Source organism: Paenibacillus sp. FSL A5-0031 (genome assembly GCF_001956295.1).
Taxonomy (GTDB): Bacteria; Bacillota; Bacilli; order Paenibacillales; family Paenibacillaceae; genus Pristimantibacillus.
Genome location: NZ_MRTD01000014.1, coordinates 193,123 through 206,086 on the forward strand (window position 1 = coordinate 193,123; position 12,964 = coordinate 206,086).

The 12,964-nt window shown below is 39.8% G+C and carries 15 protein-coding genes; 7 read left to right on the forward strand and 8 right to left on the reverse strand.

Annotated features, from left to right (window positions below; genetic code table 11):
* Window positions 1-2 precede the first annotated feature (2 nt).
* The 4 genes from BK120_RS23690 to BK120_RS23705 form a co-directional block, all read right to left on the reverse strand.
* The gene (locus BK120_RS23690) at window positions 3-1,220 is read right to left on the reverse strand and encodes an MFS transporter (RefSeq protein ID WP_076269971.1); all 1,218 of its coding nucleotides are present in this window, start codon (window positions 1,218-1,220) and stop codon (window positions 3-5) included.
* A complete protein-coding gene (locus tag BK120_RS23695; protein WP_076269972.1) occupies window positions 1,201-1,464 on the reverse strand; it encodes a hypothetical protein in 264 nt (87 codons plus the stop codon). Before BK120_RS23695 ends, BK120_RS23690 begins: the two co-directional genes overlap by 20 nt.
* A 20-nt stretch (window positions 1,465-1,484) precedes the next feature.
* The gene (locus tag BK120_RS23700) at window positions 1,485-2,564 is read right to left on the reverse strand and encodes a flavin-containing monooxygenase (RefSeq protein WP_076269973.1); all 1,080 of its coding nucleotides are present in this window, start codon (window positions 2,562-2,564) and stop codon (window positions 1,485-1,487) included.
* A 71-nt stretch (window positions 2,565-2,635) separates the two neighbouring features.
* Entirely contained in the window at window positions 2,636-3,082 is a 447-nt protein-coding gene (locus BK120_RS23705) for a MarR family winged helix-turn-helix transcriptional regulator (protein WP_076269974.1), read from the reverse strand.
* Window positions 3,083-3,231: 149 nt separating this feature from the next.
* Between BK120_RS23705 and BK120_RS36470 the strand changes: the two genes are divergently transcribed.
* The 6 genes from BK120_RS36470 to BK120_RS23735 all read left to right on the forward strand — a co-directional run bounded on the left by BK120_RS36470 (window position 3,232) and on the right by BK120_RS23735 (window position 6,700).
* Window positions 3,232-3,483 carry an arsenate reductase/protein-tyrosine-phosphatase family protein gene (locus BK120_RS36470; RefSeq protein ID WP_083682370.1) on the forward strand — a complete coding sequence of 84 codons (252 nt, stop codon included), beginning with the start codon at window positions 3,232-3,234 and terminating at the stop codon, window positions 3,481-3,483.
* A gap of 179 nt (window positions 3,484-3,662) precedes the next feature.
* Window positions 3,663-3,980, forward strand: coding sequence for an ArsR/SmtB family transcription factor (locus BK120_RS23715; RefSeq protein ID WP_076269975.1), 318 nt, complete (start codon window positions 3,663-3,665; stop codon window positions 3,978-3,980).
* A 50-nt stretch (window positions 3,981-4,030) separates the two neighbouring features.
* The gene (locus tag BK120_RS23720; RefSeq protein ID WP_076269976.1) at window positions 4,031-5,323 is read left to right on the forward strand and encodes an arsenic transporter; all 1,293 of its coding nucleotides are present in this window, start codon (window positions 4,031-4,033) and stop codon (window positions 5,321-5,323) included.
* Window positions 5,324-5,348: 25 nt separating this feature from the next.
* Entirely contained in the window at window positions 5,349-5,771 is a 423-nt protein-coding gene (arsC, locus tag BK120_RS23725; RefSeq protein ID WP_076269977.1) for an arsenate reductase (thioredoxin), read from the forward strand.
* Between the two features lies 1 nt (window position 5,772).
* Window positions 5,773-6,252: an ArsI/CadI family heavy metal resistance metalloenzyme gene (locus tag BK120_RS23730; RefSeq protein WP_076269978.1), complete on the forward strand. Its 480-nt coding sequence runs from the start codon at window positions 5,773-5,775 to the stop codon at window positions 6,250-6,252.
* 16 nt (window positions 6,253-6,268) lie between these two features.
* On the forward strand, window positions 6,269-6,700 hold the full coding sequence (locus BK120_RS23735; protein ID WP_076269979.1) for a protein-tyrosine phosphatase family protein: 432 nt from the start codon (window positions 6,269-6,271) through the stop codon (window positions 6,698-6,700).
* Between the two features lie 711 nt (window positions 6,701-7,411).
* Here BK120_RS23735 and BK120_RS23740 read toward each other — a convergent pair.
* On the reverse strand, window positions 7,412-8,125 hold the full coding sequence (locus BK120_RS23740; protein ID WP_076269980.1) for a uracil-DNA glycosylase: 714 nt from the start codon (window positions 8,123-8,125) through the stop codon (window positions 7,412-7,414).
* 520 nt (window positions 8,126-8,645) lie between these two features.
* On the opposite strand from BK120_RS23740, the gene BK120_RS23745 reads away from it, so the two are divergent.
* Complete coding sequence (locus tag BK120_RS23745) at window positions 8,646-9,698, forward strand: helix-turn-helix domain-containing protein (RefSeq protein ID WP_076269981.1); 1,053 nt, start codon at window positions 8,646-8,648, stop codon at window positions 9,696-9,698.
* Window positions 9,699-10,004: 306 nt separating this feature from the next.
* Here the strand turns inward: BK120_RS23745 and BK120_RS23750 are convergent, their stop codons facing one another.
* The 3 genes from BK120_RS23750 to BK120_RS36475 form a co-directional block, all read right to left on the reverse strand.
* Window positions 10,005-10,727, reverse strand: a complete 723-nt coding sequence (locus BK120_RS23750; RefSeq protein WP_076269982.1) for a hypothetical protein — start codon at window positions 10,725-10,727, stop codon at window positions 10,005-10,007.
* Between the two features lie 890 nt (window positions 10,728-11,617).
* Window positions 11,618-12,424, reverse strand: coding sequence for a DUF3800 domain-containing protein (locus tag BK120_RS23760; RefSeq protein WP_076269984.1), 807 nt, complete (start codon window positions 12,422-12,424; stop codon window positions 11,618-11,620).
* A gap of 197 nt (window positions 12,425-12,621) precedes the next feature.
* Window positions 12,622-12,717: a hypothetical protein gene (locus BK120_RS36475; RefSeq protein WP_372239020.1), complete on the reverse strand. Its 96-nt coding sequence runs from the start codon at window positions 12,715-12,717 to the stop codon at window positions 12,622-12,624.
* Window positions 12,718-12,964: the final 247 nt, after the last annotated feature.

Below are 12,964 nucleotides of genomic sequence, written 5' to 3' on the forward strand. Positions count from 1 at the left end.
ATTCACTGTTTTTTCCGCCTACGGACATGAACTCTCGTCATTAGGATTCCACAAAGGGTACAAAAAATTAGTAAAAAAGAAGCCGCCCAAGTTGTAGATGTATCTCCTAAAAAAGAGATGAATGAAAAACCAAATAATGGACCTGCCGCAGCACCTAAATCACTGGCCATTGAATACCCAGAAATCACCCTATGACGATTATTCCCAGTCGAATACTGGAAGATTTTAGCATCATTTATAGTCATAAGTACTGTAGATAACAGGAGTAATAAGATAGTTATACTCAGCCAAATTACAATATTCATTTTTAAGGGAAACAAGATTAACAAGCTACTTGCTACACTGGTTGATAAAATTAGAATTCGATTTCCAGATGCGCTTCTATCGTTTAACTTTCCGATCCATGGCGCAAAGAGTGGATCTAAACTTAGTTTTACAGTTATTAATAAACCAGTTATGGTGGCAGCTCCAATTACTTGCAAGAAAGGGATCCAGGTATAATCTTGCTTACCAACCCAATAACTCATCGTTGATTTTAGGAAACCCTGAAAAATTAGAGAAAGCATTAGTCCCATCACCATAAGTGAAATCAATTCCATATTGAAAACACTTCGTTTTTCATCTGACTTTTTTGCAATCACGTGTGTTCCTTCTAACTTTCCCACTACTAATAAGGTCAAAAATGCAAATACACCAAATAAGATAAGAATATTATCTGACCCATAAAATGTTGAAACAAAGCCCCCCACTAGCATTCCCACTAAAGCACCTATTCCAGATATACTATTATAAATACCGGACAACCTACCACCCTTCTCACTGTTTTCTTCTATAGCTGCAATCACTTGCAACTGACCACCTTGCTTAAGCAAAGCCCAAGCCCCCCCCCAAATACATCTAGCGATGAGAAGCAACCAGAATCCATTTAACATTCCATAAGAAAATGTAGAAATTACAGTGAGAAGAATGGCAATAATAAGACCTGTTTTAATTTGATACTTAGAATAGAACCAGCCAATGTATGGGTGAATAGGAATTCGAACAAACCGATTAATTGAGAGCAATACACCTACTTCCCATAAAGAATGAATGCCAAACTGCTCACCAAAAATAGGAAGTACTACGTAAAGCATCGTATCTCCGAGCAAACAAACAGCCGTTATAGCAGCAACGAGTTTAACTTTTGTATCTGAGTTTAATTTAGTTTGATTTGATAGCATCAACTGAATCACAACACGAAGTAATTGATACTTTTAGAGAAGATATTGATCCTATTTCACTAAGAAGCTCTGAAGCTGCAGAATGAACGCTCAACTTCCATGGAGAGAAAAATTGGATTTGACCCCCTGCTTCAACAAATCTTCCTTGCTCCAACAACACGATTGACATCTTATTATTGTCTAATTGTGGTGCATCAGCCAAAGGCATACCTTCAATAAATGCTACAGGTAATTGATTTTTCATATTAACTCCTCCTCGGATATTTAATACATTCGATATGAACTAATTCTTGATGAACGTTTTAGATGTTTTACTACATATTTAGCATCAGAACCTACACCACGGATTGTTGCTGATGCAAAGGATCGTTGACCCGATAAGCCTAGATAATACAATCCAGGTACCGTGCTGCTTACACCTCCCTTCTGAATGGCATAACCTCGATCATCCACTGCTCCTTCAACTCCATTAAGATATGGAACAATTGGTTTATAACCTGTCGCAAAGATGATGCTGTCTATTTTTTCTTTGGTCCCATTCGACCAAATAACCCCATCAGAATACATTCGTTTGAACATTTGTTTCTGTTCAAGCTCGCCATTCTGTATTTTGTTTTTAAATCCACCCATATCAATAGCTCCACCAGGACTACCAACAGTCACGCCAAAGCGCCAAAAAGGAAACCTATCATACCCAATGATCTTCATCCAAAAATGAATATCTTTTCCTAGGAATCGTTGTGGTATTAATTGAACGGGTTGTAGAACTGCAAGATTAGTAACAGAAGCCAACTCACTGACCTCAACTCCTATTTGTACAGCTGAATTACCTCTACCTACTACGATAACTCGTTGGTTATGGAAGGATTCGGGATTCCGGTACTCTGATGAATGAATGATTTTTCCTTTAAAATCTTTACCTCCTTCTAGTACCGGAATGAACGGCTGAATAAATGAACCTGTTGCGCAAATGATATTTTTAGTTCTGTATACCTCACCGTCTGTTGTATGCACATTGAAAATATCGTTTTTTCCCACGTGATCCACCCGAACATTAAAATGAATCTGAAAGTTATTGTGCTTGGCATACATTTTTAAATAGGAGACGACTTCATCCCTTGTCGGGTATATATCAGCCTTTAATGGGAATGGCATCCCTGGCAGCGAGGAATAGTTCGCTGGCGAAAATAACTTCAGGTTGTCGTAGTACTGTGGCCAAGATCCAGTCGGTTCGGCATTCGCTTCTAAGATGACATAATGAAGTCCATTTTTCTTCAAATGATAGCCTGCAGCAAGACCAGCTTGCCCTGCCCCAATGACAACCGCATCATATACTTCGCTCATAATATCTCCTTATTTTTCGAATTTAATTGTATATTGCAAGTATAAGATTAAAAGATAAGGAGTAATTCTCATTACCCCATAGGTGTGCAGCACATTTTTGATTTTTGCATGCTTGTGTTTAGTAATTGTATGGATCTAAGGACTGTATCCTTCTCAAATTCATTCATGAAGGAAAAGACTTCGTCTAAATAATCGTTCATCATTTTTTCAATTGAGCCCGCCACAAACTTCCCTTCGGTTGTCAGAGATAAAAGATATACCCTGCCATCTTCAGGAGACGCACTTTTCTTCACTAAGTTCATCCTTATTAAGGATTGAATCTGCCGACTAAAGGTCGTAATATCCACACCAAGCGTCTCTGCTACTTTTTGCATGGAAGGCAAATTCTGACGACCAATTTCATATAAGATATGACTGTGAATAAGTGATATATCCAGACCACTGATCTCGCAACAGTTTTTGTTCAACAGACCAAATTGCCTAGCTAGGATTTGTAATAGTTCTCGTGGGTTGTTCATTTTTCATTCCCCCTGTTTCATTTATATATCATTTACTTGTATTATGCAAGTTAAATTTTTACTCTATTCCTTATATGCGTTAACACTTATATAATACTTTACTTATATAATTAGCTGTGTATAATAAACATTGAAAGGTGTGAGACTATTTGAAACCCTCACTTCGTATTTACTTTTTATGTGGTGAAAATCGTTGTAGAAGTCAGATTGCTGAAGCTTATGCTAAAAAGATGGCTAGAGAAGATGTGATTATTAACAGCGCTGGATTACATCCCTCTGAAATACATCCACTAACGTATTCTGTCATGAACGAGGTTGATATTGACTTAAACAGCCACCACTCAAAAAAGATTGATATGAAGACCCTTTATTGCATCAACCATTGTTGTAAAGCTATGTGAGGAGATCAAAGAAAGGTGCCCTGTTGTTCTTTTTGGCACTCGTAATGTATTGTGGAACATCCAAGATCCACTACTGGGAATCACACCTAAGATTGAAAATGTTCGCTTAGCAAGAGATGAAATAAAACAGAACGTTCTTGACCTATTAAAACAATACAATGCTTTAAAGGAGTGATTACATGACTCATTCGATAGACAATCTTGCCGAGACAATGAAGTTATTGTCTGACAAGACTCGTCTTACTATCCTTGCACTGCTCAAGGAGAAAGAAATGTGCGTATGCGATATCGTAACGATACTTGAAACGACACAACCCAATATAAGCCAACATTTGAAAAAATTAAAAGTTGGCGGTTTGGTTAATGAGACAAGACGCGCACAATGGATCTATTATTCATTGAATACGGATGATAAAGCTTATCTTCATGGCATCTTAAAGGTGCTCCCATCCATGAAAGAAGAACTTAAGAAATTGAACGCCGATTGCTGCAATTAAGGGTGCTAATTCTACAGTAGATATTATGAACAAAGTTTTTAGGAGGAATTATGTTAGTTATCGCATCCGTTATTTTTCTTATCACTTTGATTTTCGTTATTTGGCAACCTAAAGGTCTGAATATTGGTTATTCTGCCGTTGGCGGTGCAATACTCGCCCTACTCGTTGGTGTTGTAGATTTTAAAGACGTATGGGACGTAACCGGCATTGTCTGGAACGCTACTTTAGCCTTTGTCGCAGTTATCCTGATCTCACTCATTCTCGATGAAATCGGGTTCTTCGAGTGGTCGGCACTCCATGTGGCACGCTTTGCAAAAGGGAACGGTTACCTCATGTTCACCTTTGTCGTATTGCTAGGCGCTGCTGTTGCTGCATTTTTTGCAAATGATGGTGCTGCACTCATTCTTACTCCGATTGTACTTGCTATGGTAAGAGCTTTAAAATTTGATGATCGCATGATTCTGCCATTTATTATGGCAAGCGGATTTATATCCGATACGGCTTCCTTACCGCTTGTTGTCAGTAACTTAGTCAACATCGTTTCTTCTGATTTCTTTGGCATTGGATTTGCCGAATATGCCAGTCGGATGATTATTCCAAACTTCTTTGCTGTTGGTGCAAGTTTGCTGGTTTTATTCCTGGTTTTCAAGAGAAGCATACCTAAGAGCTATGATGTCAACCAGCTAAAACAGCCTCATGAAGCGATAAAAGATATGCGCATGTTCAAGCTATCATGGATTGTTTTGGCTGTACTTCTCATTGTTTACCTTGCAAGTGAGTTCGTCCATATACCTGTATCGATCGTAGCTGGTATTGCAGCAATCATTTTTATCTTTGCAGCACGCAGAAGTCCAGCTATCCATACAGGTACAGTCATCAAAGGAGCACCATGGTCAGTTGTTGTCTTTTCCATCGGCATGTATGTCGTAGTTTATGGGCTCCGTAATGTTGGTCTTACAGATGACCTTGGCAAAGTGTTTCAATGGACAGCCGATCAAGGCTTATTTATAGCAACAATTGGCACAGGCTTTATCGCCGCCATCCTGTCTTCCATGATGAACAACATGCCTACGGTTATGATCGATGCCTTGGCTATCCAGGGAACGAACACGGATGGCGTAATACGAGAGGCACTCATATATGCAAATGTGATTGGTTCTGATCTAGGTCCTAAAATTACGCCAATAGGATCGTTAGCTACCTTATTATGGCTTCATGTGCTGTCCAAAAAAGGCGTGAAAATTACATGGGGCTATTACTTTAAAATAGGAATTGTACTAACAATTCCCGTACTGTTTATTACGTTAGTTGGCCTTTACTTATGGCTCAGCATCATCCACTAAATGAAATTCAAAGGAGATATGAAAAATGGAAAAGAAACTGGTTTATTTCTTGTGTACGGGTAACTCTTGCCGGAGTCAAATGGCAGATGGCTTTCTTAATGCTCTAGGTAGTGAACAATACGAAGTGAAAAGCGCAGGACTCGAAGCACATGGTCTGAACCCTAGAGCAGTTCAAGTGATGAAAGAAGCTGGTGTAGATATTAGCGAAAACTCTTCTAATGTTATCGATCCAGAGATATTGAATCGTGCTACCTATGTAATTACTCTTTGTGGCCACGCCGATGAGCACTGCCCGGTTATTTCCAATCCGAATGTAGTGAAATGGCATTGGGGCTTCGAAGATCCTGCTAAAGCAACAGGTACAGAAGAGGAAATCATGGATCAGTTCCGAAATGTTCGCGATTCAATTAAGGCACGAATCGAGAAGTTTGTGAAAGAAGGACAATAACATGTCCCACATCAAAAGAATGCATGTTGCCGTGAACTGCTCTGACTTAGATAAGTCTCTTGGCTTCTATCGTCAATTTTTCGGAGTGGAACCAACGAAAGTAAAGGACAATTACGCGAAGTTTGAATTAGATAATCCAGCCTTACACTTTTCACTAAACGTAAGACCATTTGAAAAAAACGGTATTCTAAATCACCTTGGTTTTCAAGTAGATAACACCGAAGACGTACTCGCGATGGGTGAGCGCCTGAGACAAGCCGATCTTCTTCTTATTGACGAAATGAATACGACTTGCTGCTATGCTGTACAAGACAAAGTATGGGTGTACGATCCGGACGGTAATGCCTGGGAGATTTTTTATACCAAAGAAGATTCAGAATTTGAATCTGCTGGTGACCAACGCGATCTCTCGTTGTGCTGCACTCCTCCTTCCGCACCTGTGCAAGTGGAATTTAAATCGTTCAAAAAACAATTATTCTAGATTAAGGAGAACTAAAATGAATAAAGCTTATCATGAATTAATTCCTGGTAGAATCTATATGGGCGGTGCCGAGGACGTACAATCAATGGTGGATCACGAGGGTGTTGAAGTGGTTATCGATTTACGCGAAGAGGCAGCTCAATGTGCCGCCGCCGGAGAAGGCTTGAAGTGGATCAAGGTTCCCCTTGGAGACGAAGCAAATGAACCCCAAGAAGAACTGCTTCATACTGCCATTAAAGCTGTTGTAGGCGCGTATAAAGAAGGCAAAAAGGTGGCATTCCATTGTGGAGGTGGCAAAGGCCGTACAGGAACCGTTGCATACGGGACGCTCCTTGAACTAGGCTTAGCCAATACCATTGAAGATGCTGAGCAGAAAGCCCAAAGTATTCGCTCGATATTGAATATTAAGCCAGCGCAGCGAAAATCATTAGAAGGTTTATATTCGTAAAAAAAGGAACGTTTACATGGCAATTTGCCGGTAAACGTTCCTTTTTTGATGGACTGCTGCTGATATAGTATATAAAAAGCAGCAACCAATTGATCATGGATTTTATAATTTACTACTAATTTCTAAGTGCTTGTACTTGATGCTGACGAAGCGATTCAATGAGCACACGTATCTCAGCAATGTCGGCAATCGGAATACATTCTTGACCTAATTCGGCAATCGGTACATATTCTTGACATTGCACATTGACAAGAATATGTACCGATAAAACAAAAAAACCGCGAATTATGCGGTAATTAATCGGCTCATATTCTTGTCATCCGACATATGGGCTGTGTCACAATCTATCTTTTATTCTTAGCATTGTTATTTTGTCCACGCACCCTAAATAGAGGAAGCGCTCTCACACCCCCCTTTATCCAATAGAAGGCAACCGGTATCATTAGTATCGGCAAATTTGATTGCTATTAATCAAATATAATGATATTCATAGGACGCACACTACGCCAGCACACCTCTTGAGGTCGCATCGAGTTGGCTGCGCGCAGTTGTCCGTTAACAGTGGCTTCCCGTCCACTCAAGTGTCTATCTGTGAGCTACTGACTTCCTCAAAGAATATTACAATCATCCTATTCATTTTTGTTCCATCAGATATAGGGAAATCAACACTAAGCTCCTCTAGAATTGAATATAACCTGACAATTTCCCTACTTATTTTGGAAACAGATAGTCAAACTGCTTCCGGAATATATCAGCACGGCGCGGATGGTTGAGATGCCCGATCGTTTTAATCTGAAGTTTCCGGCAAGCGGATTTGGCCTTCTTCCCTACGGACACCAGTTTTATACCGGGAAAAAGATCGAGAACGAACTGCAGAATAGTTATACCCCACTCCAGTTCCTCTTTCTCAGGAGTTCGATTCTTACCTTGCTTATCGGAGGGGTGCAGCGGGAACACGTTCCACATCACCGACGGGCGCTTCAAAGTCTCGACGGAACCCCAAATGACGGTGGCAGACCGCTCGGACTGGTTACCCTCTACGACGAACTGCACACCAGGCAGATGCTTCTTATACTGTCCCCGGCGAATCAACCGTTCCGACGAAAACGGGACACCGGTAAGAACGCAACCGTCCTTACCAGGCGCCTCGCCGATAAACAAATGCTCTGGATTATTCCAGAAAAGCATATTGAAATAGTGCGTTAGGTTCCGTTGTTTCATGCTGGACTCTGCATAAAAATTACTAACATTAGGGAAATCCCTCTTGGCCACGATTAGGTCGATAATTTGTCGTACTTTCCGATCCAATATAGTCTCTTCATCCACCTCTGGATGAAGCCAAGCATCTCCGCTACATGAATAACCCTCTTTTTTTATACTTCGTTTTAACATATGAACAATTTCAATACCTTCGCGGTCATCCATAAAAGTATCGCCCCTCTCTCATATCCATTGTGAGGCTTAATCATGAATTTCTCAAAGACGAAAATGGAGCATTTTTCCTATCCCGCTCCTATATGACGATTGGAAGGATCTCATTTTATCGCTGGAATTCGCTGTTTTTCATTTAAACAGCTTTTATCGATTAGGATAGAAATAGTTTTTGAAGTAATCTCCCTTATCTGATGAATGTGTTTCCTCATTACAGCAATTTACAAAGCGTCGGTCGCACCGTAATGAACCGGGAGTACGCACTGTAGCCGCAAGATGGCTCCGTCAAAGTACGCGTAAGCGAGCGAGTCCAACAACAAGGAATTTCTAATAAGATTTTTCATATCAGGTCTTTACGAATACCTTTACGTGTATATCCCTGAAATCCTGACCATATTGCAAGTTAAGTCGTAGTGTGTTGCCCTGCTCTCCTTCATGACACGAATAAAGTGACATCTACTATACCCAAATTCTTCGTGTTAGACTAAAAATACAATAACAGGAGGTGCGGTATATGCCAGCGATTATACTCACGGTTGAGGAACATTTGAAGAAATATATAGGCGATCCCAAAATCATAGAAAAGCTCATGTCCTACTGCAATAGGCATGAAAGCATCGGTGAAGAAATATTTCCCTACCTGGGAGAAAAAGAGAACGATCTTTATTTCCCAAACCATATACTTACCAAAGAGACCTTTCTCAGACGCATCCCCTTTTATTTTCATCGATCGCAGAATAACCTTGACCAACTCGGAGAACTAGATCATTATGTATCGGGAATTTTTCGGGAAAGTAAATATTTCGAGCAATCAGCTGAATACATCGAGCAGCTGTTTGTCACTCTGGAGGAGATGCACTATCAACACCATTTGGAAGTGGAGCAAATATTCAATTACCCCATCAATCAAACGGGACTTATATGTCAGACCGAATTTCTATTCCAATGGTCTCACTACCTGAAGCTTATCGCCCCTCTTCATCTGCACGATAAAATGCCCAAGCACTTAATTACATCTTACAATGATGTTTTGGAGAGAAGCGGGCTTCCGCCAATTATTTACCCATTGGAACAGCATTATAATTATGATTACATCAGTCGTGATGGCCAAAAATTCAGCGTCAAAGGTACATTCCCATGTGATGATTCCGGACAGCCTATCCTTCGATGGATCGGAATACGAATCAAAAATCCGGTGCGAGTATGGGCTAACGTGAATAACCGTCTGAAAGGAGAACTCTTCATACAGACAGGCCCGTCAACAGCTATATGGGGCCTAAATTGCTGGGGGGAACATGAGGATGGAACTGATGCTTGGTACCCCTTGCAAATCGGTCCACAGCTGATGGAATTTGATAACGAAGAGCTCAGGCGAATCCGAAACCGAGAAGGATATACTCAAAAAGAGGTCGCAGACGCCATCGGCTCGTCGGTACGTTCCTATCAAAAGTGGGAAGCAGGAGAAACGGCACCTGATAGCCATAACCTGCTACGTCTCATGAATGTGCTCGATATCCGAGATACGAAAGAATTAACCCGTTTCTTGGATGTAGATGATGTCAAATGAACATTGGGGTATAACAAATGATCGCTGCCGCAGCATTCATCTTCCTGCTTCAGCAGTTCAGCATTCTTCTTCAAGCGTCAAGCGGCGTGCTGGGAAGCCTAATTGGCCCTGTGCGGCTTCGAATTCAAGAAGTTTAAGCATGTTCAACTTTAGTGAGCCGATATAATCTGGGCGAAGCTGGCGACTTGAGTGGTTATGCGCATGGAAATGTCTTACTTCACCACGCCGGTGCATGAACGAGCTCAACCGCTTCCATCGCCGTCTTTCGCGATTAACTCTCCGACCATAAGCTCTTTACCGATAAGATTAGCGGAAACGGTTTTTTTCCTTGCTTCTCGCGCCCAGACCGACATTTGTTTTAATTAATACGCGATTTTTAGAATCTGATAAAGCTAAATTTTTCAAATAAAAAAGTTTAAGATTATCTTCAGTAATAGACCGGTCTGAAAAAACATCCCCTTCAATATGTGTAATGAAGGGTTTTATATGATGATTTGGTTGATTTTCTAAAAAGTCGATGATTTCGGGTTTATCTTTATACTCGAGTAAAACTGTTTCGTTGTATTTTTGTATGAAGTCATTCAATATGTCACATAGCTCTCTTAGTTGTATTAACATTATAGATCCATGCCAATATCTCCTGATTTGGGCTTTAATATCGTAGATAAAGATACAGCCTCTATCATTTTTGTAACCAAGAGAGAGAAAAGAAGGAGATCCTGTCACACTATAAAACAATCTCATTCTAAGACTTTTGCTCGATCCGTCTATGAACTTCTTTAAATGTACAGCAACAATTACTTCATTTTCATATTTGTCCTTATTATGGGCTACGTAGAGACCTTCTGCTTGATAATCGTAATATTCCAGTACATGTTCAAGTAAGTCATTTCTACTTGAAATATCCTTTATAGGAACAAAAATCTCTGCTTTTAGATCCGCGAATGATTTACTTTCTTGTTCGTCTGAAAGTTTTTTTCTATTTGAGAATAATGAAATAAATCCTAAATGACCACGTAATATCTTCAAATGTTTTGATTCCTCTCACCCGTTGTGCCTTCTGTTGTTGCACCACATTATAGGTAAATATATATTGTGGATCTTTAACTCGTTGCTTAGCTGAAAGTGCAGCACAACAAGATACAGAGCTGGCTAGCCATGTTTCTATTAATATAGTCTCGATCCAAAGCTCAAGCAGATTCTTCTAAAGGTGGATCTCAGTAATCAAAGTATTCCCTTCCAAACTGCCTCATCTCAGCCCTCTCTTTTTGTTCAAATACATTTCTCTGCAGCAGTTTCAAAGCTTTTATCTCCTCGTCAAAAGTAGAGAGCACTTTCTGTACGTGACCTTGCTCCGGACGTGCATCAAGGATTGTCTGTTTTCCTTTGAATTCGAAGTAAACAATCGAGCTAATTCTCGAACACGATTCGAAATGCGGTCCGGAGTTCTGAAAACATTGTACGCCAAGATCGTGCTCTCTTTTTCGGCGATGAGAGAATAAACCTTGTTTTTTTGTATCCGTCATCTGATCCAGTTAAGGTCCTTCTCAATGGGGAACTCCCACAGAATTATGCCTCGTGCAGAGTATGTTGTGCTCTGCTAGCTTATGAAAACGGTCGCGTGTAGAACAATCAGGAGTAAACGCTGCAGTTTGACAGCGCAGTTGGCCACCGTGGCTGAACCGGCGCTTCTAGAAGAACAACCAGGAACGGCAGCTGCAGCTGTCGGTAGAAAATAAAGTTTTAGGCCAGGTGTCCTTATTCCATGCGGATTCCAGATTGTAATTTCGTCAGACTCCATTAAATGAGTTTTAGACTGCCTTCAGAAATTGAAACAGCGACAGCCAAAGACGAGAAAATAAAGTCCTAGACTATCGCTGTAACATTGAACTAACGTCTCCCATTACTTCAATGTAAAGTTATTTATTTTGCTTACTATTGGAACTTATAATTGTTGCTTTGATTTTATCAATATCAATGTATTGTTCCGCTAATGGAGATAGTATTTCTAGCAGACTTACATCTCGTCTCTTAGGCTCACTACTCTTAACAAATAATTGTGTTCTATTTAATGAAAAAGCTGCAAAATCAGCTAGCTGTATCGGAGTTATGTCAGCGGAGTCCCCAAAAAAAACTCCACTGTCTAAGAACACATCTTTGAATAGGGGGGATTGTATTCCAATACCATTTTTCTTATAGTTCTCATCAATGAAAACTCTGGCTAATTCGTGGTTGTTATTCCTATGTTCAAGAATGTAGTGTTTTACTTTTTGTAAAAGATAAAACAAGCCCATATCGTTATAGTTAGTTAAATCAAAAGGACCAAAGCTGGTAATACCTTGGCTATAAATAATTTCAAATTTTTGTAAAATTTCTGGAGACATTGACTGAACTAAAATGGGCAAATTATAATGCTTAAACAAATCGACTAGAACTTTAAATATAACTAGTCTTTTTCCAAAGGGAATATCCCGATAACCCTTTTTCCCGTTATAAATATCTACAAAGTGCAATTCCTTAAGTTCAAGCTCTGTAAAATCACTTGCTCCTTTGATGACATTATCTATTGACACAAATATCTCTCTCATAATTGTTGGATTAATTATAACAGCAACCCATGTTTTTTTATCCTCTTTATTAGGAATCCCTGTTTCATCAATAAATACTCCGTAATGAGAACCTTTTTGCAACTCTGTTAAAAAATCTGCATACTTTAACTTATTCATAAAAGCTTTCCCCCTACTATCGTTCTTCGTTAACGTAACGCATTTATCAGTCTCCTGAATACTTGTTTGATGTAATCGAATAATAGAATATTCAATATCGGCATCAATAAAACTTCTGCGTTGCGTGGCAAGAAGTGTTTCGTACATATTCTTTCGGCCCACTGGATTTTCTGTGTGTAGGTATATTTTATTGGCCATCAAACCATTTTCACAAAATACTTAACGAAATCGTACCCATTAGGCAATTCGTTTCCGCGCTCATCCTCGCCTAAGTCATGATCAAGCGACAGCAAATTTATCGAATTTTCTTGAAAAAATTACACTGCTCCGTCAAAAGTCCTGGCCACAATAAAACCTTCTGGGCAGTCTCTTAAGTGATGGAAATAAAGATTAATCATAAAATCACCGCTTGCTATAAGTACCTCCATACTACCACACATTGGAAGTAATCTACCCGTTAGCATTCCTGTAGAGCGTTAATTATCAGCTTTGCAAAAAAACGAGCGCCTCGGTACGATGGAAGTATGCAACGGGTCATAG